Source organism: Schleiferia thermophila (assembly GCF_003337435.1).
Taxonomy (GTDB): domain Bacteria; phylum Bacteroidota; class Bacteroidia; order Flavobacteriales; family Schleiferiaceae; genus Schleiferia; species Schleiferia thermophila.
The window spans coordinates 140,513-165,087 of sequence record NZ_QPJS01000001.1 but is presented as its reverse complement, the minus strand read 5'-3'; the positions used below and the strand labels follow the sequence as shown (position 1 = coordinate 165,087).

Sequence of the window (24,575 nt, the reverse complement as noted above, 5' to 3'; positions counted from 1 at the left end):
ATTTATCTTTCATTGTTATTTTATCATTGGTTCAATGCTTCGATTTACCGATGCTTTTCAATCTTAAAACGCAATAAAAGTTTGTACTTTTGAATTGTAAAATTAAATTGTATTTACTCTACATATGACAAGGACACAATCGAAACTGCATGTCAATTTTTAGCAAAAAAAGTTAAAATCAGATTCCTTGCCAGTGTAACAGCTATTTCCGGTTTTTAAAATCAACATTAAGATTTAGGCATTTGTTGGTTAAAAAACTAAGCCATAAGACAACTGCTTTTAGGAACATTCACATAAAATTTCCATCCGATCCATTCGGATGAATCATTGGGTGTCAGAGAGGAATATTGCCGTGTTTTTTTCTGGGAAGAGATACGGCTTTGTTTTTAAGCATTTCAAATCCACGGATGAGCACCTCTCTGGTTTGGCGAGGCAGGATGACGTCGTCTACAAAACCTCTGGCAGCTGCCCTGTAGGGATTGGCAAACATTCGGGCGTATTCGGCTTCCATTTCTTTGAGCTTTTTGTCTTTGTCTTCAGCGGCTGCGATTTCTTTCTTGAAAATGATTTCAGCCGCACCTTTAGCCCCCATTACGGCGATTTCGGCTGTAGGCCAGGCAAAGTTGAGATCTGCACCGATGTGTTTGGAATTCATCACATCGTAAGCTCCACCGTAGGCTTTGCGGGTGATCACTGTGATACGCGGTACGGTAGCTTCACAGAAAGCATAGAGCAACTTGGCGCCTGAGGTGATGATACCGTTCCACTCCTGGTCGGTGCCCGGCAAAAATCCGGGTACATCCTCAAACACAAGCAGAGGAATGTTGAATGAATCGCAAAACCGGACAAACCTGGCGCCCTTTTGAGAGGCTTTAATGTCGAGGACACCGGCCAGAAATGCCGGATTATTGGCCACCACACCGATGGAACGACCGGCAAGCCTGGCAAAGCCGACGACAATGTTTTCCGCAAAGTCGCGGTGTATTTCAAAAAACGAATCCGGGTCGACTACCTGCTGAATGATCTCTTTCATGTCGTAAGGCAGGTTGGGATTGTCGGGAATTATGTCGTCGAGAGCAGGTCTGGATTCGTCGCCGGGGGTATAGAGCAATGAAGGTGGATTTTCTTCACAATTTTGAGGAATGTACGAGAGCAATGTGCGTATACCTTCTATGGTGGCTATTTCATTGGGATAGGTAAGATGGGCAACCCCGCTTTTGGTGCTGTGCACGCTTGCGCCACCTAATTCTTCGGAGGTGACTTCTTCGTGGGTTACTGTTTTTACCACATTTGGTCCGGTGACAAACATGTAGGAGGTGCCTTCGACCATCACCACAAAATCGGTAAGAGCGGGCGAATAGACTGCCCCGCCTGCACACGGACCCATGATGACTGAAATCTGGGGTATCACTCCACTGGCCAAGGTATTTCGATAGAAAATATCGGCATATCCGGCCAGGGAGACTACGCCCTCCTGAATGCGGGCACCGCCCGAATCGTTGAGCCCGATTACGGGGGCTCCGTTTTTCATGGCATGGTCCATGATCTTACAGATTTTTTCGGCATGTGCCTCAGCCAGCGAGCCTCCAAGCACTGTAAAGTCCTGCGCAAAGACATATACCAAACGGCCATTGATCGTGCCATAGCCGGTCACAACTCCATCGCCAAGGAATACCTGCTTATCAAGGCCGAAATTTTTGCTTCTGTGCTTGACGAGCATCCCCAGTTCTTGAAAGCTGCCCGGGTCGAGCAGCAAGTCGATCCGCTCACGGGCGGTGAGTTTGCCTTTTTCGTGCTGGGCTTTAATGCGGTCTTCTCCCCCGCCCTTCAGGGCTTCGTCTTTAAGGTCCAGCAGTTTTTTGAAGCTTTCTTTCATCGGCCTGAAGATTTGAAACGGCTGTGCAATGATAGTAAGCATTTGGATGCAGTTGAACTTACTGCATTCAAACTCTTTTTGATGATTGCATTTCCGTTGATTTATAAAAGCCAAATAAAATCTATTTGAAAAATATCGCAGAGCGTTGATAAAACTTCAGAAAATAAAAAATTTTAATAAAAACAGGAGTTTAATAGCATCAGCCATTGAACGTAGAACGGCGTGGGATTACTTTCAAACTGAAAACTAAGTCATCCGATGAAAAACAGTTTTTTAACGGAATGGAGTAAGTAAATTCGTTTTGCTATCTCCCTTCAGGCAACTTTTAAAAGATAAAAATCTATTCAATGTGCAAGGAATTCGGAATTGGAGAAAGTAGTATAATCCCGGAAAAAAAATCTATACTGATCAAAAGCTACTTCATCATTGAATGGTTAAAAAAAATCACCAATCTTGATAGGGAAGAATCTACCAGACTATTGGCAATGCGAGGCAAGTACTCAAACTGATTTAAACCAATTGCTACCATGTAACAAAAAGCTGCCAATAACACAGTGATTGACACCGAAAATCTTTTGTACAACATACTCAACATGTGTTACGATACAGCTCATATTAAATTTTATGCAAGTGATTGTGCCAAAGTATATCTCCGAAATTGAAGATAAAAGTTTATTGGTTTGTCTTATTAACTTTATCAACTTCAAGGAAACACATTGTTTAATAAAGAATTAATATTCAATTTACTTAGTGCAATGTTATTTTTTTTAAATTTTACAATATTAAAAATATCCATTATGAAAAAAATATTTCTTCTGAGCTTCTTTGCTATTATTATGAGTGAGTATGCAACAGGCCAGTCCTCCCGGCAATCCATGATCGTCACCCAGGATTTAAAACAATCCATGACAGTGACAGTAGTGGAGTATGCATCATTCTTGACAGGAGCAGCGTCCCACATGCTGATAACTTTTCCCGACGGAAATCAGGAGACCATTGAATTGAAAGGTTTGTTTTCAGTAGCAAATTTTATTAATGAAAAAAACCTGAAGAGCAATGACAACCTCGTTACTATGAAGTTGAATGAATTGCAAAAGCAAGGGTGGGAAATTATAAATGTGACCACTGCTGTTCATCCGGACAACAACAATTCGCCTTGTATCATTTTAACTCGCTATATCTTAAGAAAGTCATAGGTATTTTCGCAGTAATTTATTGTAATTCAAAAAATAGATTCATATCACAATAGGCCCAGGATTTGAAAAAAATCCAATTCATGAATTTTTTACTAAATTCAAGTTTTAAATCAGGTCATTCAGTCCAAAATAAATTCAAATCAATTTTATAAATTTTCAGGTAAGAAACAAACAATTTTTAGCCTTTTAGAAAAGTCTGAGAAGTTAACTTCACTAAGTAATTGTTATGATATTTTTTTTATTTTGTACTTCAAAAATACTACACAATTTTTCCAAATGATATCCAATATTTCGCCTGCAATTTAGTGTGTTTTTACATTGAATTATATGATAAAAAATTCATTGAATTCTCCTTAAAGAAACCTGTTTCCTGAATCTCACCTAACAGAGTAGGCCGGATTTTTTTAATGAAATAACAAATTAGCTCACAAAAAAACGATTGGCTTACAAAATGCAGCGACTTTCAATCATCATCTGATGTTCAATGATTTTGTGTTAATTGATTGAAATTACCAGATAAAAATATTCAGGCGCGTCTAAGGGTCTTTCCAATTATTCAAATGTTTTGTCTGATGACGAAAGTAAAAATCATCAATTTCGGATTTCTCAATTAAGATATTAAAACCGGATGCCAGATTCACCGGGTATATTAAATTTTCATTGCCTTCCTTATAAAAGGATAGAATTAATCTGCGATGGGTACATATTTCAATTATTTAAAAAAAAGGTAATCCGACAGGCCTGTGAATATTTTAAGTGTCGAGGTATGCGCTTTGCTGTAAAAAAAACGGATTTTAGCCGCATGATTCGTTGGGATACAGGATTGGTGGCGCTTTTTGCTGTTTTTGGGTTGGTCGGTTCACTGAGCGGACAACCTGAAATAAAATTACCGGAGTATTTTGGACCGCCTCTGGAGTTGCCACTTCAGTTGTCAGGCAATTTTGGTGAATTGAGATCCAATCACTTCCACGCCGGCCTGGATCTGCGCACCGGCGGAGTGGAGGGCAAAAAGGTGTTTGCTGCTGCTGATGGCTATGTGGCGAGAATACTGGTGAGTGCCTATGGCTATGGAAAAGCACTTTACATCCAACATCCTAATGGATATATGACGGTGTATGCGCACCTGCAGAGGTTTAATACCGCCATTGAACAATATGTAAGACAAGAGCAGTACAAAAGGGAGTCATTTGAAGTGGACTTGTACCCCGAACCTGGTATGCTAAGGGTAAAAAAGGGTGAAGTAATTGCCCTGTCAGGCAATACCGGCGGATCGGCGGGTCCGCATTTGCATTTTGAAATCCGGGATCAGGGGAGTGAGCGGGCGATCAATCCTATGGCTTTTGGATATGAAGTTCCCGACAGCAAGCCCCCGGAATTCCTGCAATGTATGGTGTATGAACTGGATGAGGATTTTCTTGAGATTCAAAGAAGGATCCTGCCCGTGAGGAGAGTATCTCCCTCCGTTTACAGGCTTGAAAAAGACACGGTATCTATTCCGGTTTTGGCAGGGCTGGGAGTGGAGACGGTGGACTACAAGGATGGATCGGGCTTTAAGTTTGGAGTCTACACACTATCGCTGTATGTAGATGGCGAGCTGATCTACAAATTTTCGGCAGATGCTGTACGTTTCGACGAAACAAGGTATCTGAACGCGCACATCGATTACGACTACCGTGTAAACAGTGGCAGAAATGTTCATCAACTTTTTGTGTTACCCGGAAACCGACTTGATGTGTACACAGCAGTCGTAAACAGAGGTCTAATCAGTTTAACACCCGATAGTGTGGTGAGAGTGCAGATAGTGGCAAGCGATATCAGCGGAAATGTTTCTGAGTTAGCTTTTTGGGCAAGGGGGGTATCCGAAACAATCAATGCGCAACCTCAACAACGAAGAGGTTATTTTGGTTTTAACGATGAGATTGTGATCAAGGACGACCATTTTGTCTTTCTGGCAGAGAGCGGTACTTTTTACAGACCGGTAAGGGTAAATTTCTCGGTTAAACCTTTGGAACCAGAAAGTCTTTCGGCACAAGTTCACTTCAGGGATGAAAGTGTGCCGTTTCACAAGTTTGCTACTTTGCGGATGAAGGTAAATGGCAGTCATCCGAATGCGTCAAAGTTTGTGTTAGTGAATACCGTTGGAAACAAAAGAAATGTGGTCACTGGCACACTTGAAGGAGATTGGTATACTGCCAAAATCAGGTCGTTTGGCAAATATTGGGTAGAAGCAGACCTGAAGGTGCCTACCATAGTGCCGCAAAACATTCCAGCTGGAGGCAATATGCGCCATCAGGCGCTGGTGAGATTTCGGATCTCTGATGACCTGAGTGGCATCAAGTCTTACCGTATGGAAATCAACGGGCAATGGGTGCTGGCCGAATTTGACGGGAAAACGGGATTGCTCTACCATATTTTTGAAACTCCGCCGGCCGGCCGGAAGATGGAGATAAAAGTGAAGGTGACCGATGGTGTGGGTAATATTGGTGAATATCGAACTGAGATTATTCGCTAAGTAACGACGGATCAGATTCTGACCACAGCCTTCAGGTTGATGAGGCGATTGGTCAGGTAGTTGGGTACGCCAAATTGCCTGCCGGTGGAAATATCGGGATTGGCGGCATTGATGTCTTTGATCCATAAATAGCTGATGGTGTTTCGAATGGCCAGGAGGTTAAAGACTTCGGCTCCGATCCAGGCGGCTTTCAAGGTATTGAGAGCTTTGTAACGTGCGGGTTTGCCCTCTTCTTTGAGCACTTTGTAGAATGCGACGTCGATACGGCGGTAGGGTGGTATTCTGAAGGTCTGCGTGGTGCGCGGGAACTGCGGGGGATTAAAGGGTATGCCTGTACCGAAGCTAAGGGTGAGTCCGACGCGCCATGAGGGGTCTTTGGGCAGGTAATCCTGAAAGTAAATACTGGTATTGAAGAGCTGGTCGGTAGGACGGGGAAGATAGCCGAGTTCTGGCTGGTCGCGCAGTCGTTCGCGTACAGTCATCAGGGAAGCACTGAACCACGATTCAATTCCCTTGACAAATTGGCCATTGATGCGGAAGTCGAGTCCAGTGGCAAATCCATCTGCGTCGTTGAGTGCAGAGTATCGGAGGCGAACGTTTTCCAGTTCGTAGGTTACTAAATTTCGAAGGTATTTGAAGTAGTATTCCGTGATGATGCGAAACGGCCGGTCCCAAATAGTGACTACCTGGTCGATGCCTGTGACCAGGTGATAGCTTTCCTGAGCACGTAGGGATGTATTGACGTTGCCGCGCAGGTCGCGCATTTCGCGGTAAAAAGCTGGCTGATGGTAGGCACCGAGTGAGAGGCGGTAGATGATGTTTTTTGGGCCCGTGGGTTTGAACTTCAGGGTGGTCCTTGGGATGAAGAGCATCTGTTGATTGAGGGTCCAGTAGTGGAGCCTCAGTCCAGCGGTGAAGTAGAGATCTCCTCCCCAGATTTTGTGGCGCGCAGAGTATTCACCGTAACCCATCCAGCGTTGTGATACGACGGATGCTCTGGAGTCGAAACTTTCGAAGAGGAAGAGCCCGGTGGGTTCTACGGTATCGACGAATACATTGCCCAGGGTATCCGTCCGGAAGATATGCCTACGGAAATGGGGCAGGTTGTAGCCGGCAGAGTCGATGGTTTCCCATTCTTTGTAGCGGTCGATAATGTCCTCGGTTTGCCAGCGCAAGCCCCAACCCCAGGTGCCCCGGGAGGTGACAAAGGTGCCTGTATGCTGGGCATTGATTACGATGGCATCGAGCAGATTGCGTGCGTAGTTTTGAAACCCTCCTACCCCCCGGATAAAGCGGATATCGCCAAATTGGTCTGAACCCAAATTGTTGTCGAGCTCAGCCAGGCGGTACGCTCCTGCTATATCGAAGTATTCCTGTTCAGTAGTTTGAAATGCGGAAACGGCCCAGCGCAGGGTAGTTTTTTTGGAGGGGCGCAAATCAGCCGCCAGAGCTGAGAAGCGTGTTGTAAAGTCGTAGTTTTCCATGCCGTCAAAAAACACCGTAAGCCTGAGCGACTGCTGAATGGTGCCAAAATTGGTAGTCCTAACGGATGGGATGACTTTGTAAATATTGCGCGAATAGTTGCCCAGATAGCTGATTTCGAGTTTATCAGTTAATGAATAGGTCAAATACACCTGTGCATCGGTGAAACGTGGGCGGAAGTCTGCATCGGTATCCAAAGAGCCAAGCAACAATTCATTGGTGCGATAGCGAATGCTGCTGAGGGCTGTAAATCGATTTTTCAATCCTATTGCATCTATAGTAAGGCTGCCACCCATAAAGCTGGCTTCAGAGCGGAGGCCAAATTTTTCGGGCTTGCGATAGGTGATATCCAATACTGACGACATCCGATCTCCGTAGCGTGCATCAAAACCTCCTGCACTGAATTCGATGTTACCGACCATATCTGGATTGATAAAACTGAGGCCCTCCTGCTGTCCGTTGCGCACCAAAAAGGGACGATAAACTTCTATACCATTGACATACACCAGGTTTTCGTCAAAATTTCCTCCGCGTACGTTGTATTGTGAGCTCATTTCATTACGGGATGTGACGCCGGGCAAGAGCCTGATAAGGCCTTCCACTCCGGTGACGGGTCCTGCGAGCATGTCGAGCGCCTTTACCTCGATGACGGTGGTATTGGTGATTCTGGATTTTTCTTCTACAATTTCCACCTCTCCGAGCTCTTCGGACAGGGGCCTCAGGACAGTGCGGAAGTTGTATGCCTTATTGGATTGAAGGTCTACACGGAGGCTATCTTTTCGATAACCGAGCAAGTAGAAGTATACCCAAGAATTTTTGACGGCGGGCAGTTCGAGGGTATATTTACCTTTTTCGTCGGTATAGGTCTGATATCCGCGACAGTAGATTTCAACCATATGAAGCGGCAGACCGTCAGAAGATACCACCTTACCGGTGATTACAGAATTTTGAGCGAATGAAGTCTGCACTATGCAAAAAGCAACAACTACCAATATGACCAGAGGCCGGCGTTTATCAGAAACAATCAATGTGTGGATTTACTTTTTCTTTTTTAGGGATTCAAAGAGCTCAAGCCAGGCAAATGGATTGGAAAGCTGCAGGAGCATGGCCTGTCCACCATTGGCCAGGCCGTTGTAGCGGTTGTAATTGTAAATGGCTTGTTCTTGTTGGCGTACCATATATCTTGCTGCCTCAGAAGCATCGAAGCCCATGGCTCTGGCGCGGTCTTTTAGGGATTCGAGTGCCAGGTTTCGCTGGGCAATGTCGAGCTCGGTGGTCTTGGGTCGCATGGCCAACAGCTCGGTATACAACCTGTCGCGCGACGGCCAAGGATAGAGGGTTACTTCCTGAAGCATGGCCGTGTCGCGTACCAGCGTGACGGTCATCAGATAGCCTTTTTCGTCCTTTAGATCGGGTGAAACATAGAATTTTTCTCTTTTAAAGCCAATGCAACTAAACAAAATGGTATCACCGGGCATGGCAGCTATGGAAAAAAAACCGTCACTGCTGCTGATGGTGCCCTGGCCCCGAGCTCGAATCAAGATATGGGCATTGGGGATAAACTGCGGAATATCATCGTCCGTGATTACTACTCCTGAAATTTGAATGGCTTTGACTCCCTTTTGCCCATAAGATGGCATGGTACAGGAAATTAAAACCAGCAGTGGCAGTAAAAAAATTGAATAATGCTTCACTCGTTGAATTGATTACATAACACAGTTGTCAGAACAAAGATAATGCCCTGCAACCAATGCTCAGGGGGCTTTGGTCGGGGTCGTATGAAATTTATATCCAGCGTATTAACGCCGAAGCCCAGGTAAAGCCACTGCCAAAAGCTGCCAGACAAATCAGGTTACCTGGTCGGATACGACCTTCAGCCCAGGCTTCGCTCATAGCTATGGGAATACTGGCTGCTGTGGTATTGCCATATCTCATGATGTTGTTGTATACCTGATGGTCGGCCAATCCCATTTTTTGCTGTAAGTATTGGCTGATCCGGAGATTGGCCTGGTGAGGTATAAGCAAATCAATGTCATTTGGAGCATGTCCATTGGCCTCGAGTGCTTCCTGAATTACCTCTGAAAAACGTACTACGGCGTGTTTAAAGACAAAATTGCCATTCATGTAGGGATAATACGATGCGTCTTCCGGATCATTTTCTTTGATGATCTGAGGTATCCACCGGCTTGAATTAGGAGCGGTCACAGCCAATTCTTTGGCATATTTTCCCTCTGAGTGTAAATGAGTGGAGAGAATTCCTCCCGGTTCGTCGTCGGCTGCACGTGATACCACTACATCTCCAGCCCCATCGCCAAAAATCACGCTTACATTGCGGCCTCTATCGGTAAAATCGAGTCCTCCACTATGTAGTTCAGACCCGATGACGAGGATGTTGCGATACATACCGGTCTTTATAAACTGGTCTGCCACACTCAATGCATATACAAAACCACTGCACTGATTGCGCACATCCAGCGCACCGACCTCTCTGATACCAAGCTGCTCCTGCACCAGCACACCCGGTCCGGGGAAGTAATAATCAGGACTCAAAGTAGCAAAAATGATAAAATCAATATCATCTGGTGTAATACCGGCCCGCTCCATCGCCTGAAGGGCTGCTTTGGTTCCCATGCTTGAAGGAGTATTGCCATCGCCGGGTTTTACAAATCTTCGCTCTTTGATGCCAGTCCTTTCTATTATCCATTCATCGCTGGTGTCCATCATTTTTGCCAGGTCATGGTTTGTGACGACATTTTCTGGTACATAATGACCTATACCTGAAATCTTTGAACGATACATACACTGATTTTAAGCGCTGCAAGGTATTAAAATTTGTCGTTACGAAAGCAAGAGCAAACAGTGTCTAAAAGATACAATCAGGCCTATAATGGCGACTGACTTTATCAAATACATAGTATGCAACCGGTGTTTGCATTCAGGATTTCTTACCATCTAAATCGATAGCTAAAAGTTTTTTCAATGTTGAAGAATTGTATGTGTAAATCAATTGGTCCCATACAGGAGTAATTCAAAAAAGAAATAAAACTTTAATACTTGAATCGATACAGCTGAATTTCGAAAAGAAAGTGCCCTGCCTGTTCGCAACTGTGATATCCGTGGTGAAGAAAGCAGTATTCAATCCATGCAATGCAAAGCTCATCTGGATGCCAAAGAGGGTAGAAAAATTTCGAATGGGAACTTATCAATTCAACCAAATGAAGTAATTGGAAGCATGTTTATTTTGAATTTTGTCCGGTGGACACTTCCAGGTCGGATTCCTGGCTTACATAATCGGCAAGATACTCATAGCGCTGGGCCAACACGCCTTCAGGCAGGGTGATAGTGGCCCTTTCGATAATGGGGGAATGAGATTTTAGCAATTCAGAAAAAATTTTATCCATCAGTTCCTTGCCAAAACCTTCGCTGGCATCGCGCGGCAGCTCACACGGCAGATTATCTACTGCCATTACCGCAATACTGTTGGGGGTGTTAAGCGGTACTTCACTTCGGCTGGCAGGATCGTAGGCATAGATCGGATTTTCGATGGTCGATGGTCGGAGGGTACATGCTATAGGTCCTCCAATATCGCAGCTGATATCAGCTACCACCTTTATGCGGCAAAAAGGATCTAGCAGCATTTCATTGGTAAGAATATATGGGGCCCTATTGTCCCAATAATGTGCGGTGATGTACAGGTCAGATTCTCTGGCAAAATGCAGGAAATCGCTTTCATATCCAATCGGATTGTCGTAAATTTCAGATTTCCGGGCCACCTTGCCGTCTTTGCGCTTGTAATACTGTGTGGGTTTTATCACGGCAAATACCGGCTGGGTGTGATCCCTAAAAACATATTCATAAGGGGATACTTGTTCGATATCGGCTGCCCTCATTATTTCAATGACACCCTCGCAAACTCTTCCGGTACCTGTGATAGCTATTTTAAAATCTACTGGCAATTGAATTTTGGTAAGCTCATCGAGCATTTCTGCCAGGTCAAAACACTGATAAGCGGGCTTCAGATGGTAGGCATTGCTCAGCAATCCGTAAGCTTTCAATCCGTTGTAAGCTCCCACAATACCGGCATATTTGCCAAAACCGACCAATCTTTTTCCTTTGGCATCAACCATGGTTTCATAATCGATCAATCGGATTTTTCGCCTGAGTATTTCCTGAAGCATCTGTCGGTTGTAGGGTTGTTTTTTAATAGTATGGCTAAAAAAGATGTACGTCTTTTCGGGTATCAGCATGTCGACAGGTACTTCCTTTACTCCCAGAATCACATCACACATGCTAAGGTCTTCAGTCACTGGGATACCTCTTTCCCGGTATTCGTCGTCACTGAAAGCGCGGTATGGACTCGATTGCACATAGAACTCAACTTGGAACTTATCCATTAACAGCCTCACTTGACCCGGGGTGAGGGGAGTGCGTCTGTCTGGTGGATTTTTTCCTTCTCGAATGATCCCAAATTTCAGCATGTACCTTTCTTTTTGGCAAAAATAGATTGTTCCGTGACTGAAAACAGGCAATAGTTCATCAGGCCAAAGCGATTCTTTTTCTACATCTATGGTACCAAAGTATAAAAAGCAATTACTTTATTTTATTATCAATGCAGTAAAACACTGCAAGACCGATGGTTGTTAAAAAAAAAAGTAAAATGAAAAAAATTATTCCAGTCGCATTTCTTCACCTGTTGTGCGGCATCCTAAGTCCTGTTTTTTATTTGAGTGGATATTATGCTTTGGGGATGTTTTTGTTTTCGATATCGCCCCTTGTACTGATATGGCTGGTCTATCTGATATTGCGGGACAAAGCTTATGTACCCCCGGTATCGTATGAAAACCAATGGTATCAAGACAATACACATCTGAAATTTTCCCACACCAGCGAATGGGAAGAAAGCAAATAAATCTGCCTCAAAACGGCGAAAGCCGGCTTATAGCCGGCCTGGTAATAGTCAAATGGGTATACTGCTATGTAGTAGCTGACTTATCGAGCAGTACCTTACCCTTGTAGTACAGTTTGTCTTCATGCCAGTATGCTCTGTGCCAGAGGTGAGCTTCGCCGGTTACATTGCATACGGCTATGGTTGGTACTTCAGCCTTGTAGTGTGTTCTGCGCTTGTCTCTGCGGGTTTTTGACTGTCTGCGCTTGGGATGTGCCATGGTGTATTCTAATTTAATTTGTTGTACAAGTCTTTTAATTTGTCCCAGCGGGGATCATGGGCGTTATCGGGCTCTGCTTGAGGTTCGCCGGGTAAGGTCTCCACTCTCAGCTCGGCAAGCCTTCGCAATACTTCATTGTCCAGAGAACCGTCCTTCACGCCTGGGTGAATTTTTTGCAAGGGTACAGCCAGAACTGCTGTCTCGTAGATAAATTGCGAAATATTGATGGTGTGCTCTTCGTGTTTTAACGTCATCACCCCATCCTCTTCGGGTGTATTTTCTACTCCGAACTTTACGATCAAATGCCAGACACCGTTAATTTCCAGGTCAAAAGGTTCGGTGCTTATATCGCAATCGACTTCTACCACTCCACTGACTTTGAAATCAATCAGCAGCATGTTGGTTTTTTTTTCAAAATTGACCAAACTTTTAAGCCTGGGATTGCGAAACTCCTGCTCCGGATAGTGCGAGAAAAAATCGTCGGTTAAATCGTATTCGAATTGATGAACACCAAGCTTCATTCCGACAAATGGAATGTCGAACTCTCTAAGCCAGCGTTCATCTTTTCTCATCATCTTTGCAAATAGTTGTCTTTGAGTTGAGTGAAATGTTTTACTACATGGATTTCAGAGCCCGCAAAGGTAACACATTTTAATCAGCTATTACCTGATGCGATTCGCATTTTTAACAAATTCATTCCACCGCTGTGGATTAATCAAACTTTTTTACATAAAAATGACAATAGGGCGTAGTGCCTTTGGTGTCGTAATAATTTTGATGGTAGTCTTCGGCCGGATAAAATTCTCCAGCCGGGGTTAATTTAGTTACTACTTTATGTCCTTTCTCTCTGAGGATGGCAATTAGCTTTTCGGTTATACGCTTTTGCTCTTCGTTTAAGTAGAAAACAGCGCTGCGGTACTGGTGACCGATGTCGGGCCCTTGTCTGTTGAGTTGTCCGGGATCATGAGTTTCAAAAAACACTTTGCAAATGGTTTCGAAACTTACCTGAGTAGGGTCGTAAACCACTTCTACTGCTTCGGCATGCCCGGTAGTACCTGTGCATACTTGTTTGTATGTGGGATTGGGCACATGTCCGCCGGTATATCCGCAGCGTGTGCTGATCACTCCGGGAATCCGCTTCAGGTGATACTCCGTGCCCCAAAAGCAACCTGACGCCAGGATGGCTCTCTGGTATTTGTCGTCATTCATTTTCTGTCCACTTACCATATGAATTGCCGCAAAAATCATCAGAAAAACATTCCGCATAACAGCCATTGTCTTTTTTTGTTTTTTCTAAACAGGTGTGCACCTGCATTGGTTTGAGTATGTGAATGTAAAAACGCTTGATTGGAAAAACATATTTCAATAGTCTGGCTGAAAAGAGATTTTCGCATTCACGACCACAAACCACTTGCTCAGGCCATACGTTCTAAGCATACCGTTTTGGTCATCTTGGATAGCCGAGCCAAATCTTATCCTGCATCCAGACTACAGCCAGAGGCATTTTGCCTTTGAATTTCTCAGTGCACTGGAAATAAAACAAAAGCTGATGGCCGCTGGCATCCGGTGTGAACTATGCTTTGGCGATTGTCGAGAGATTTTTGCACATCTTTCGGAGAATTTGGCTATAGTTTCTGTCCATTCGCATCAGGAGACCGGTGTACAGTTAACATATCAGCGAGATCTTCTATTGAAAGATTTTTTTCGTCATAAGGGTATTCATTGGCAAGAGTACAGGCAATTTGGCGTCATCAGAGGCCTTACCCACCGCAAAGACTGGGACAGGAAATGGAAGGAGTTTATGCACAAACCAGAAGAAGATCCCGGACTTTCCACATACGATGGCGGCTGGGTAAATTTCGAAAATCCATTCTCTCTACCTGAACATTTGATAAAAAGCTGGACAGCATATTCCTCACAGTTTCAATCACCGGGGGAGTCGCAGGCTTTGTTTCAGTTGGAATCCCTTCTGCAAAGTCGCTACACGTCCTACAGCAGACATATTTCAAAACCGGAAGAGAGCAGACAAAGCTGTAGCCGTCTTTCGGCCTACATAGCGTGGGGATGTGTAAGTTTGCGAAGAGTCTATCAACTTGCCATCAAAAAGTACCAATCCGAAGACACTGTCAAATTTCCGCTGCGGGCATTTATCAGCCGGCTGCATTGGCATTGCCACTTTATTCAAAAGTTCGAATCCGAAGACAGGATGGAATTTGAACCCGTTAACAGAGGATATCTCGATTTCCCTTACCAAAGCAACCCTTCTCATATCAAAGCATGGATGGAAGGCACCACCGGTATCCCATTGGTAGATGCATGCATGCGCTGTCTTAACCAGACTGGTTATCTCAATTTTAGAATGCGGGCCATGCTGGTATCCTTTTTTTGCCACTACATGCTCCACGATTGGAGAGAGGGTGTCCATCATTTGGCCAGACAATTTATCGACTTCGAACCCGGCATTCACTATCCGCAGTTTCAGATGCAGGCCGGAGTGACGGGTATCAATACCATACGCATATACAATCCTGTAAAACAAGCTCTGGACCACGACCCTAAGGCTGCATTTATAAAAAAATGGGTACCTGAACTGGCTGAGCTTCCAGCTCCGCTGGCCATTGAGCCATGGAAAACCATGCCCATGGATGAAATGCTGTACAATTTTAAATATGGCGCAGACTACCCAAAACCTATACTCGACCTTGGGATTGCGTACAAGAAGGCCCAGGAACTTCTGCACCAGGCACAAAAATGGCCCGCTGTAGTAAAAGAAAGCCAAAGAATACTTGCCCGCCACACTACTTCGACCCGAAACATTGACCAGCGAACAGACAATCTTCTCAACTGAGGTCCGGCACATGTAGCGGACAAAGAATTGCATTACAAGCTGATCAACACTTTCTTTGTGCGTAAAGAATCCGCTATGCAAACAAATGTACTTACAGAAGTATTCCTGCCTTTATCTCTGGCTGCCATCATGCTAGGCCTGGGTCTGAGCCTTACACCGGACGATTTTACCCGGATTGTCAGATTTCCCAAATCTGTAGCCACAGGTCTTCTGAATCAGGTAATTTTACTGCCTGTTATTGGATTTTTGGTCGTTACATTCGTTCCTGTTTCACCCGAATTAGCTGTTGGTTTAATGGTGCTGGCGGCCTGCCCCGGAGGTGTCACCAGCAATCTGATCACTCACCTGAGCCGTGGAAATACAGCACTATCCATCACCCTTACAGCCATCACCAGCGTGATTACCATTTTTACCATTCCCTTGATTGTCAACCTTAGTTTGTCTCATTTCATGTCCCAGACAGCCGAAATCAGGTTGCCGGTAGGCACCACTATGATTCAAATATTTGGCATCACACTCCTTCCAGTTTCAATTGGCATGCTGATTCGATATAAAGCTCCTCAATTTGCGTCAAGGGCAGACAGGCCCATGCGTATTTTCTCAGCTGTCGTTTTTGCTTTGATCGTCCTTGCTGCTATTCTTAAAGAACGCGAAAATCTACCCGAATACATTCGCACTGCAGGCCTTGCCGCCCTTCTGCTCAACCTGGCTACCATGCTGATCGGTTGGATCGCCGGTCTGATGGCTGGACTTAGCACCGAAGATAAAATCTCTGTCATCATTGAATCCGGAATTCAAAACGGCACCTTGGGCATCGTAATTACCGCTACCTTGCTGAAAAATCCGGCCATGACCGTAGCGCCAGCTCTGTACTCCCTGATAATGTTTCTCACAGGAGGACTAATGATATTCTTTTTCAACCGAAAGCACAAAGCCATAAATTAACTCTCACATTTAATCTCAGTTTTCATTTTGTTGTCATTTTGTAGACTTCTTACTGACTATCAAAGAGGTAATTATCAAAGAAATAAAGACTATTAGACCACTTCCATAGCCTACATCAATTTTTTGTCTAATCCATTACTAGTTCATTTATTTGCACCCGAAATCTTAAACCTTTACCACAATGTCAGACATCGCTTCAAGAGTAAAAGCCATAATCGTTGACAAACTTGGCGTTGATGAGAATGAAGTAACCATGGAAGCCAGCTTCACCAATGACCTTGGAGCTGACTCTCTAGATACTGTTGAACTCATCATGGAGTTTGAAAAAGAATTCGATATTCAGATTCCCGACGATCAGGCAGAAAACATCTCAACCGTTGGTCAAGCAATCGAATACATCGAAAAAGCCGTGAAAGGCTAAAATCATCGTATTAGTTAATCAAAATATTCTTTATGACTCAGGCAAGACGTGTAGTAATTACCGGTGTTGGAGCTATTACTCCTATTGGAAATACCGCTCAGGAATACCTCAGTGGTCTGAAAAACGGAGTCAGCGGGGCATCATTCATCTCAGCCTTTGATACCGAAAAATTCAAAACACGTTTTGCCTGTGAAGTAAAAAATTTTGATGTCAATCAGTTCATCGACCGCAAAGAAGCCAGGCGAATGGACCGATTTACCCACTTTGCACTGGTTTGTGCTGATGAGGCCATCAAAGATGCTGGTCTCGATAGGGAAGGATCTTTCGATCCTGACCGTACGGGTGTCATCTGGGGATCGGGCATCGGAGGACTAGATACTTTCCTCAAAGAATCAGTAGAATATGCCAAGGGTGACGGTACACCCCGCTTCAATCCCTTTTTCATACCCAAAATGATAGCCGATATCGCACCCGGCCACATCTCTATTAAATACGGGTTCAGAGGTCCCAATTTTTCCACAGTATCTGCCTGCGCCTCTTCAACCAATGCCCTGATCGATGCCTACATCATGATCAAGCTCGGCAAAGCTGACGTAGTGGTGAGCGGTGGTTCAGAAGCAGCCATCACTGAAGCAGGCATCGGAGGTTTCAATGCCATGCAGGCTCTCTCCACCCGAAACGACTCCCCTGAAACAGCCTCCCGACCTTTTGACAAAGACCGCGACGGCTTTGTAATGGGCGAAGGAGGTGCATGCCTCATTCTAGAGGAACTGGAGCATGCCCTGGCCAGAGGCGCTAAAATCTACGCCGAAGTAGCAGGCTTTGGCCTCTCAGCCGACGCACACCACATTACTGCCCCACATCCCGACGGTCTTGGCGCAGCCAATGTGATGCGATATGCCATCGAAGATGCCGGCCTGTCCCCCGCCGACATCGACTATATCAATGTACACGGCACCTCAACACCCCTGGGCGACATTGCCGAAGTCAAGGCCATCCAAAAAGTTTTTGGCGACCACGTCTACCAGCTCAATATCAGCTCCACCAAATCCATGACTGGCCACCTGCTCGGAGGTGCAGGAGCTGTAGAAGCACTCGCTACTGTCTTTGCCATCTGCCACGACTTCGTTCCACCCACCATCAATCACTTCACCGACGACCCCGACCTCGACCCGGCCATCAACTTTACATTTAACAAAGCACAGCAGCGCACCGTCCGTGCCGCCCTGTCCAATACCTTTGGCTTCGGCGGTCACAACGCCAGCATCCTCTTCAAAAAATACCATTAATGGTCACCAACTGGATAAAATCCCTATCCGGTTTTATCACAGTCGGCACCGACAAAAGCCTCAAAAAGGCCCTAAAAAAAATTACGGGCATCACTCCACTGCAGCTCACCCATTACAAGATAGCCTTACATCACCGAAGCCTCTCCAAGCCAGGACAAAATTTGGAAGACTACGAAAGGCTCGAATTTCTCGGCGATGCTATCCTCGGCGCAGTTATTACCTCATTTCTCTACCATCGATTTCCCCAAAAAAAAGAAGGCTTCCTCTCCGAAGTCAGAGCCAAAATCGTAAACCGAAACCACCTGCACCAAATATCCATCAACCTAAATATCCCCTCCCTAATCCGGCATAAGAAAACAGAAACTGTAAACCTGCCCAAATCTTTCTACGGCGATGTATTGGAAGCCCTCATCGGAGCCATCTACCTCGACAGAGGCTACAAAAAAGCCGAAAAATTCATCCTCCGGCAAATCATGGCCAAACACATTTCCATCGACGAAATCGTACAAAAAATCAATAGCCACAAAGCCTATCTACACGAATGGGCACAAAAAAGCAAAAAACACCTGACCTTTCAGCTCATCGATTCCTGGGGCAGCAGCCATCATCAAACCTTTGAAATCGGCTGCTATATCAACAATGAACTCATCAGCTCAGGAACAGGACTTACTAAAAAATCCGCTGAAGAAGAAGCCGCCAAAATCGCCATCAGGAAACTAAATCTCTCTTGAAACGAAACATCCTACAACTCTCAGACACTGAGCCCCAATTTCAATGTCTTCAGATCTTCACCGCACTAAAAGACTATCAACTCGCCTTTCACATCAATTCCACCCTCGACATCTGCCTGCATCGAATACCCGACCACACCCTCCTGCACAAAAATGGACAAGAATACCACTTCAGCGCCTTTTCCTATGACGACCCCGACAGACTCTCCGTCTGGATGCTCGTCAGCAATCTTTCAGCCCCTCAACCACTGCCACCTGGCTCCACTCCCACCCAAAGCGACCTGTTCAGCAACTCCGACACCGAATCCAAAACCCACCTCATACCCGACCATAAGCAAGTCAACTATTGGCTCCTGCTCAGCTCCACCGATGTAGACATCTCTGCCGAAACCCACGCCCTACGCCAACTCCCACTGATCACCCACATCCAACCTTTCGACCCCTCCAGGTCAAAATACTGGTCCCACCTCCTGTTCTTTTAACTTCCACCACATCAAAACAGCCTACATTTGCGTACCAAATACACTAAGTAACCCAACCATGCACTTCAACAAAACCAAAATCGTAGCCACCCTCGGACCCTCCAGCGCTCAGCCCGACATCATGCTCCAGATGGCAAAAGCCGGCGTCAGTGTCTTTCGCATCAACTGCTCCCATGGCAAGCCCGAAGACACTCGCCACTACATCCGACTCGTCAAAGAACTCAACCAAAAACACAACCTCCACATATCCACCCTCGCCGACCTCCAGGGCCCCAAACTCAGAATCGGAGAAGTAGAAGAAGGCATAGAACTACAACCCGGCGACACCCTTACCTTCACAAACCACTACTGCGTAGGCAACGCCCAACGCGTCTACATGACCTACAAACAATTTCCGCAAGACGTCCGACTGGGCGAAAAAATACTCCTCGACGACGGAAAACTCATCCTCGAAGTCATCGATACCAACAAAATCGACGAAGTCAAAGCCCGCGTCATCCAGGGCGGACCCCTCAAATCAAAAAAAGGCGTCAACCTGCCTTCCACCAAAATATCCCTGCCCTGTCTGACCGAAAAAGACCTCGAAGACCTCAAAGTAGCCCTCGACGAAAAAGTTGACTGGATCGGACTCTCCTTCGTACGCTCAGCCACCGATGTCGCAGAGCTGCGCCGTATCATCGACCACAACAAAAGCCACGCCCGCATCGTCTCCAAAATCGAAAAACCCGAAGCCATAGTCGATATCGACAACATCATCGACCAAACCGACGCCCTCATGGTAGCCCGTGGCGACCTCGGAGTCGAAGTCCCCATGCAAGGCGTCCCCCTCATCCAGAAGCTCATCGTCAAAAAAGCCCTCGCCAAAGCCAAACCCGTCATCATCGCCACCCAAATGATGGAATCCATGATCAACAGCCTCACCCCCACCCGCGCCGAAGTCAACGACGTAGCCAACTCCGTGCTCGACGGAGCCGACGCCGTCATGCTATCCGGCGAAACCTCCGTAGGCAAATACCCCGTTCAGGTCATCGAAGCCATGGCCAAAATCATCAAACACGTAGAAGACTCAACCCTCCGCCCTCAGCTCGAACACAGCATCCCCACCTATCACTCCGTACGCTTTATCACCGACTCCATCTGCTACAACGCCTCCAAAATCTCCAACCAAATCGGCGCCATGGGCATCCTCACCATGACGCACTCCGGATACACAGCCTTCAAAATATCCTCCCACCGACCCGACTCCTACATCCTCGTCTTTACCGCAAACCGCGACATCCTCACACAACTCAGCCTCGTCTGGGGTGTCAAAGCCTTTTACTACGACAAAATGACCACCACCGACGAATCCTTTGCCGACATTGCCAAAATCTGCCTCGACAACGGCCTGCTCAACCGCGGAGACTTCATCATCCAAATCGCCAGCATGCCCATCTATGAAAAAGGAATGACCAACACCCTCAAAATCACACAAGTATAATTTTTTCTTTTGGGCGCCTCCCCCGGCTGCTTCCAGCGGGCAGCCGGGGGCCGGTCTGCGGCTCCTATTCCCCTTGCAGATCGGGCGTAGCCTCTCGCGCTGCGGTGGCTCGCTGTCGCTCCGCCTCCTCGCACGGAGGCTACTCTGCCCGCCTGCTGCGGCTCATATCCGCCTCCGCCCTGGCGCATTCACCCCACCGCAGCAACCACCCATCTAACCCAAAAAAATCAACCCTCACAAATCTGCTCCCCGTTCCGCAACCCGAAAACCCCCCATTTGGAGTACATTCACAAAAAACTCCTCCACTCAACCCGTCACAAACCCTTATCACCAATCGTACACCGCTCCTTTGCACTATTAGCCACAATTCAATAAGTCTAAATTGAAAATATTTTTCTTGTAAGCAAAGTAAAATGCAAGGCCCCAAAGAACTCGCCACTCCTCAGTACGGCCGACATTTTTTGCCATCATCGCCATAAAAAATAAAAATTTCAAAGTCCCAAAATCCAGAAAGTAAATACCATCCTCAAACCGAAAGATTCGCTCCATAGACAGGCAAATCATACAATTTTTTCCACAAGACACCCGTCCATAAGGCCAGACATAAAAAACAACTCTTTTTTCATAAACTGATGAAAACATCCTGTCGGCGAAAACTACTTGCAGAACCATCTGGAGATATGCACCACTGTGCCGGTATATGGCACAGAATCCCGAAACCATTTCAATGAACACAAGACCAGAAAAAACAGCACCAAAGGGTCGACAATAAAACAGAACAAAACCACCACACGCCGACTGACCCACAGGATACGCCCACACCCCAACGTTGCATTGCTACAGCAGCACAAAGCAAATTGACAATTTTGACCCCCCAAACCCTCCCTTACGCAAGGCCAAAACGTTGAAAACAACCAAAAAAGTAAATGATAATACCCAAATAAAAAGCAACCCCTTGTAAAAAAACAGAAAAACGAAATGTTGACAACACCAGAATTCCGACGCTCACAGCCGACCTTTCCGTGTATTAATATTTTCCCATTGTACACTTTCTTCTATTCAGTTTTATGCCAGCCCGCAAATGGTACATTGGCTCGTGCAACCACCACACAATCCAACTCCTCAGGCAAAGGCCAAAGAGCCACTTTTTTGCCAACATGTAATGATAATTTGCGATATTCACGAGCCAAATTCTTGATATTAAAATGCTATTAGATAACAAAACAAAAACAGACGACAATGAACACTACAAAGTGTTCGACTTCATAAAAGCAAACACCGAAAACGGTTCGCTTGACCTTGTCACCGGATACTTTACAATAAACGCTTTGGCCTTAATGAAAGACCACATCAATTCAGTGGAAAAATTCCGACTGATTTTGGGCAATCTTATGCAAGAAGAATCACAAATCAACAAAGTGATTGACTTGCTAAATGGCGACACCGGCATTAGCTCGACACTTTCATTAAGCACATCGGCTCAAAAAGCCGTTGCCTTTCTGCAACAGGACAAAGTATCTGTAAAAAACATTCAGAAGAATTTTTGCCACGCAAAAACCTATCTCTACACCGATAAAACTAAAACCAAAAACTATTTCATTGTTGGAAGCTCTAACTTGACAGATGCCGGACTCGGAATTAAAGACAGTTCAAACATTGAATTAAACATTGCCAAACACGATTATGAAGACGAATTTAAAAACTTAAAAAAGTGGTTTCAGGAGCAATGGGAAAAAGTGGCATCGGAAATTATCGAATTGCCCAACAAAAACCAGATAGAAGTTAAACAATACATCATTGAACTAATAAAAAAACTCTACAAAGAATACACACCACACGACTTGTATTTCAAAGTCCTTTACGAAATGTTTAAGGACGACATAATGGAACTTTCGGGTGATGCCGAATTCAAACGTGAAATAGCTCATTTAGAAGAAACTGTTATTTACAAATCGCTTTTCCCCTATCAACAAAAAGGAGCAATCAGTTTAATTAAAATGCTCCAAAAGTATAATGGAGCCATTTTAGCCGATGCCGTTGGCTTAGGAAAAACATGGACCGCCTTGGCCGTGATGAAATACTTTGAACTGAAAGGCTACACGGTTTTATTGCTTTGTCCTAAAAAGCTCGCAAACAACTGGCAGCAATACAAAATCGGGCAGCAAAGCCGTTTTGAAAAAGACGAAATTGATTTTTATATCCGCTATCACACCGACTTGCAGGAAGGTCGTTTTGACTGCTACAACGACAAAACACTACGTTACTTCAAGACAAGACCAAAGTTGCTCATTGTAATTGACGAAAGCCACAACCTGCGTAACGACAAATCTTCTCGATACAAATTCCTCATTAATGAAATATTGTTGCCCGAAAACAAAAGCAGAGACGTAAAAGTAATGCATCTTTCGGCAACGCCAATCAACAACAAACTGATGGACATTCGCAATCAGTTTAAACTGATGACCAAAGGACTTGACGATGGATTTAAACAAACCGATTTAGAAATTGAAAGCCTTGAAAATATTTTTAAGACCGCTCAAAAAGATTTTAGCGAATGGGCTAACCTTGACGACAGAAAAATTGCTGACTTTATTGCCAAGCTTCCAAAAAAGTTTGAAAAGCTCACAGATGCTTTAATTGTAGCAAGAACCCGAAAACTGATTGAAGGCGAATTTGGTGAAATGAATTTCCCGAAAAAAGAAAACCCTATCAATGAGTTTATAACACCCGAAAACATTGGCGACCTGAAATCATTTGACGACATATTGAGCGCTATTTCTGTAAACTTAACAGCATACCGACCCGCAGATTATATCAAAGATATTCAACCTAAGAGTGTGCTGGAAGATGAAAAGCAACGCCAAAAGTTCCTCGTTAAGATGATGTATATCCTTTTGATAAAACGATTGGAATCAAGTTGGTTTTCATTTAAAAGCACGGTTGAAAATATTTTGAATCATCACATCAACGCGCTGAATAAAATCAATCAATATATTCAAAGCAAAACCGATAGTGTTATAGAAGACGATTTGACCGAAGAAGAGCAAGAAGAAATTGACGAAACAGCAGCCGAAATAAATAGTGAAACAGAAGAACCCATCACACTGGGCAAAAAACAACCAATTCCACTTTCTGCCATTACGCAAATAGACCTATTCAAAAGGCATTTAGAAGCCGACATCAAAAAGCTATCTAAACTAAAAACAAGTTTGGATAAATATGAAGCCGATTTCAACGCTAAAAAGGCTCAAGATGAAAAACTCAATAAACTCATCGAACACATCACCAACAAGCAAAAGAAATCTGATAATAAGAAAGTGCTGGTATTTACCGTGTTTAAGGACACTGCTAAATTTCTATACGATGAACTAAAGAAAAGAGGCATTCCTAATGTAGCTTTTGTTTCAGGTTCTATCAGCGAAACTTTTGATGGCTATTCAGGCGACAAGTTTGAACCCATTTTGGAACGATTTGCTCCTTTTACCAAGCTTTACAATGAAAAAGATTGGTCTGACTTGTATGAAAAAATCAACCTTTCAGATGATTACCGAGAAGCTGATAAATGGAAAGTGCCATATAAAAAATGGCTGGAAATCATCAAGCAGCACGACAAAGACACTCAATACAAAATTGATAACCCAATTGATGTTTTAATTGCAACCGACTGTTTAAGTGAAGGACAAAACTTACAAGATTGCGACACCGTTGTAAACTACGATATACATTGGAATCCGGTACGCTTAATTCAGCGAATGGGACGTATTGACCGTATTGGCTCGCCCAACAAAACCATTCGCGGCATCAACTTTTGGCCGGGCAAAAACTACGAAGATTATCTTAACCTGAAATCAAGGGTTGAAAACCGTATGGCTCTGATGACAGTGGTGGGCACTGAATTAGACGACAAAATGACCACCACCGACGAATCCTTTGCCGACATTGCCCAAATCTGCCTCGACAACGGCCTGCTCAACCGCGGAGACTTCATCATCCAAATCGCCAGCATGCCCATTTATGAAAAAGGAATGACCAACACCCTCAAAATCACACAAGTATAATTTTTTCTTTTGGGCGCCTCCCCCGGCTGCTTCCAGCGGGCAGCCGGGGGCCGGTCTGCGGCTCCTATTCCCCTTGCAGATCGGGCGTAA

At 44.9% G+C, this 24,575-nt stretch carries 20 protein-coding genes; 12 read left to right on the top strand and 8 right to left on the bottom strand.

All coding sequences use genetic code 11. The features are described 5' to 3' along the window. Window positions 1-334 precede the first annotated feature (334 nt). Complete coding sequence (locus DES35_RS00775; RefSeq protein WP_185714347.1) at window positions 335-1,876, bottom strand: acyl-CoA carboxylase subunit beta; 1,542 nt, start codon at window positions 1,874-1,876, stop codon at window positions 335-337. A 797-nt stretch (window positions 1,877-2,673) separates the two neighbouring features. On the opposite strand from DES35_RS00775, the gene DES35_RS00770 reads away from it, so the two are divergent. Continuing rightward, window positions 2,674-3,072 (top strand): hypothetical protein, encoded by a 399-nt coding sequence (locus DES35_RS00770; protein WP_114365535.1) that lies wholly within the window; start codon window positions 2,674-2,676, stop codon window positions 3,070-3,072. A 766-nt stretch (window positions 3,073-3,838) separates the two neighbouring features. After that, the gene (locus tag DES35_RS00765) at window positions 3,839-5,584 is read left to right on the top strand and encodes a M23 family metallopeptidase (protein ID WP_170125667.1); all 1,746 of its coding nucleotides are present in this window, start codon (window positions 3,839-3,841) and stop codon (window positions 5,582-5,584) included. 11 nt (window positions 5,585-5,595) lie between these two features. Here the strand turns inward: DES35_RS00765 and DES35_RS00760 are convergent, their stop codons facing one another. The 4 genes from DES35_RS00760 to DES35_RS00745 all read right to left on the bottom strand — a co-directional run bounded on the left by DES35_RS00760 (window position 5,596) and on the right by DES35_RS00745 (window position 11,544). Continuing rightward, window positions 5,596-8,094 carry a TonB-dependent receptor gene (locus DES35_RS00760; protein WP_114365533.1) on the bottom strand — a complete coding sequence of 833 codons (2,499 nt, stop codon included), beginning with the start codon at window positions 8,092-8,094 and terminating at the stop codon, window positions 5,596-5,598. Window positions 8,095-8,103: 9 nt separating this feature from the next. Beyond that, a complete protein-coding gene (locus tag DES35_RS00755) occupies window positions 8,104-8,706 on the bottom strand; it encodes a carboxypeptidase-like regulatory domain-containing protein (protein ID WP_114365532.1) in 603 nt (200 codons plus the stop codon). A 145-nt stretch (window positions 8,707-8,851) separates the two neighbouring features. Beyond that, a complete protein-coding gene (locus DES35_RS00750) occupies window positions 8,852-9,865 on the bottom strand; it encodes a 3-oxoacyl-ACP synthase III family protein (protein WP_114365531.1) in 1,014 nt (337 codons plus the stop codon). A 437-nt stretch (window positions 9,866-10,302) separates the two neighbouring features. Then, the gene (locus tag DES35_RS00745) at window positions 10,303-11,544 is read right to left on the bottom strand and encodes an NAD(P)-dependent oxidoreductase (RefSeq protein ID WP_244906306.1); all 1,242 of its coding nucleotides are present in this window, start codon (window positions 11,542-11,544) and stop codon (window positions 10,303-10,305) included. Window positions 11,545-11,723: 179 nt separating this feature from the next. On the opposite strand from DES35_RS00745, the gene DES35_RS00740 reads away from it, so the two are divergent. Beyond that, on the top strand, window positions 11,724-11,975 hold the full coding sequence (locus DES35_RS00740) for a hypothetical protein (protein WP_125039381.1): 252 nt from the start codon (window positions 11,724-11,726) through the stop codon (window positions 11,973-11,975). 64 nt (window positions 11,976-12,039) lie between these two features. Here DES35_RS00740 and rpmF read toward each other — a convergent pair whose 3' ends face one another. The 3 genes from rpmF to msrA form a co-directional block, all read right to left on the bottom strand. Next, window positions 12,040-12,231: a 50S ribosomal protein L32 gene (gene rpmF, locus DES35_RS00735; RefSeq protein ID WP_037357654.1), complete on the bottom strand. Its 192-nt coding sequence runs from the start codon at window positions 12,229-12,231 to the stop codon at window positions 12,040-12,042. 8 nt (window positions 12,232-12,239) lie between these two features. Beyond that, window positions 12,240-12,806, bottom strand: a complete 567-nt coding sequence (locus DES35_RS00730; RefSeq protein ID WP_114365529.1) for a YceD family protein — start codon at window positions 12,804-12,806, stop codon at window positions 12,240-12,242. A gap of 136 nt (window positions 12,807-12,942) precedes the next feature. Next, a complete protein-coding gene (gene msrA, locus DES35_RS00725) occupies window positions 12,943-13,506 on the bottom strand; it encodes a peptide-methionine (S)-S-oxide reductase MsrA (protein WP_244906305.1) in 564 nt (187 codons plus the stop codon). A gap of 72 nt (window positions 13,507-13,578) precedes the next feature. Between msrA and DES35_RS11770 the strand changes: the two genes are divergently transcribed. The 9 genes from DES35_RS11770 (at window position 13,579) to DES35_RS00675 (ending at window position 24,485) form a co-directional block, all read left to right on the top strand. Continuing rightward, window positions 13,579-13,746, top strand: a complete 168-nt coding sequence (locus DES35_RS11770) for a deoxyribodipyrimidine photo-lyase (protein WP_211306520.1) — start codon at window positions 13,579-13,581, stop codon at window positions 13,744-13,746. Window positions 13,747-13,780: 34 nt separating this feature from the next. Continuing rightward, on the top strand, window positions 13,781-15,079 hold the full coding sequence (locus DES35_RS00720) for a deoxyribodipyrimidine photo-lyase/cryptochrome family protein (protein ID WP_211306519.1): 1,299 nt from the start codon (window positions 13,781-13,783) through the stop codon (window positions 15,077-15,079). Between the two features lie 75 nt (window positions 15,080-15,154). Beyond that, window positions 15,155-16,024 (top strand): bile acid:sodium symporter family protein, encoded by an 870-nt coding sequence (locus DES35_RS00715; protein ID WP_114365527.1) that lies wholly within the window; start codon window positions 15,155-15,157, stop codon window positions 16,022-16,024. A gap of 181 nt (window positions 16,025-16,205) precedes the next feature. Next, complete coding sequence (locus tag DES35_RS00710; protein WP_037357651.1) at window positions 16,206-16,445, top strand: acyl carrier protein; 240 nt, start codon at window positions 16,206-16,208, stop codon at window positions 16,443-16,445. 32 nt (window positions 16,446-16,477) lie between these two features. Continuing rightward, window positions 16,478-17,734: a beta-ketoacyl-ACP synthase II gene (gene fabF, locus DES35_RS00705; RefSeq protein ID WP_114365526.1), complete on the top strand. Its 1,257-nt coding sequence runs from the start codon at window positions 16,478-16,480 to the stop codon at window positions 17,732-17,734. Beyond that, a complete protein-coding gene (gene rnc, locus DES35_RS00700; RefSeq protein WP_114365525.1) occupies window positions 17,734-18,465 on the top strand; it encodes a ribonuclease III in 732 nt (243 codons plus the stop codon). The genes fabF and rnc overlap by 1 nt, the downstream gene beginning before the upstream one ends. Next, the gene (locus DES35_RS00695; RefSeq protein ID WP_114365524.1) at window positions 18,462-18,947 is read left to right on the top strand and encodes an IPExxxVDY family protein; all 486 of its coding nucleotides are present in this window, start codon (window positions 18,462-18,464) and stop codon (window positions 18,945-18,947) included. The genes rnc and DES35_RS00695 overlap by 4 nt, the downstream gene beginning before the upstream one ends. Window positions 18,948-19,005: 58 nt before the next feature. Continuing rightward, window positions 19,006-20,427, top strand: coding sequence for a pyruvate kinase (gene pyk / locus DES35_RS00690; protein WP_114365523.1), 1,422 nt, complete (start codon window positions 19,006-19,008; stop codon window positions 20,425-20,427). Between the two features lie 1,205 nt (window positions 20,428-21,632). Next, window positions 21,633-24,485, top strand: coding sequence for a helicase-related protein (locus DES35_RS00675; protein WP_114365520.1), 2,853 nt, complete (start codon window positions 21,633-21,635; stop codon window positions 24,483-24,485). The last annotated feature ends 90 nt before the right edge of the window (window positions 24,486-24,575 follow it).

Bases quoted from the DNA above. Each gene is read 5' to 3' on its own strand.
- DES35_RS00775 (WP_185714347.1), bottom strand. From the start codon at position 1,876: ATGAAAGAAAGCTTCAAAAAACTGCTGGACCTTAAAGACGAAGCCCTG.
- DES35_RS00770 (WP_114365535.1), top strand. From the start codon at position 2,674: ATGAAAAAAATATTTCTTCTGAGCTTCTTTGCTATTATTATGAGTGAG.
- DES35_RS00765 (WP_170125667.1), top strand. From the start codon at position 3,839: ATGCGCTTTGCTGTAAAAAAAACGGATTTTAGCCGCATGATTCGTTGG.
- DES35_RS00755 (WP_114365532.1), bottom strand. From the start codon at position 8,706: ATGCCATCTTATGGGCAAAAGGGAGTCAAAGCCATTCAAATTTCAGGA.
- DES35_RS00750 (WP_114365531.1), bottom strand. From the start codon at position 9,865: ATGTATCGTTCAAAGATTTCAGGTATAGGTCATTATGTACCAGAAAAT.
- DES35_RS00745 (WP_244906306.1), bottom strand. From the start codon at position 11,544: ATGCTGAAATTTGGGATCATTCGAGAAGGAAAAAATCCACCAGACAGA.
- DES35_RS00740 (WP_125039381.1), top strand. From the start codon at position 11,724: ATGAAAAAAATTATTCCAGTCGCATTTCTTCACCTGTTGTGCGGCATC.
- rpmF (WP_037357654.1), bottom strand. From the start codon at position 12,231: ATGGCACATCCCAAGCGCAGACAGTCAAAAACCCGCAGAGACAAGCGC.
- DES35_RS00730 (WP_114365529.1), bottom strand. From the start codon at position 12,806: ATGATGAGAAAAGATGAACGCTGGCTTAGAGAGTTCGACATTCCATTT.
- msrA (WP_244906305.1), bottom strand. From the start codon at position 13,506: ATGGCTGTTATGCGGAATGTTTTTCTGATGATTTTTGCGGCAATTCAT.
- DES35_RS00720 (WP_211306519.1), top strand. From the start codon at position 13,781: ATGGCCGCTGGCATCCGGTGTGAACTATGCTTTGGCGATTGTCGAGAG.
- DES35_RS00715 (WP_114365527.1), top strand. From the start codon at position 15,155: ATGCAAACAAATGTACTTACAGAAGTATTCCTGCCTTTATCTCTGGCT.
- DES35_RS00710 (WP_037357651.1), top strand. From the start codon at position 16,206: ATGTCAGACATCGCTTCAAGAGTAAAAGCCATAATCGTTGACAAACTT.
- fabF (WP_114365526.1), top strand. From the start codon at position 16,478: ATGACTCAGGCAAGACGTGTAGTAATTACCGGTGTTGGAGCTATTACT.
- rnc (WP_114365525.1), top strand. From the start codon at position 17,734: ATGGTCACCAACTGGATAAAATCCCTATCCGGTTTTATCACAGTCGGC.
- pyk (WP_114365523.1), top strand. From the start codon at position 19,006: ATGCACTTCAACAAAACCAAAATCGTAGCCACCCTCGGACCCTCCAGC.
- DES35_RS00675 (WP_114365520.1), top strand. From the start codon at position 21,633: ATGCTATTAGATAACAAAACAAAAACAGACGACAATGAACACTACAAA.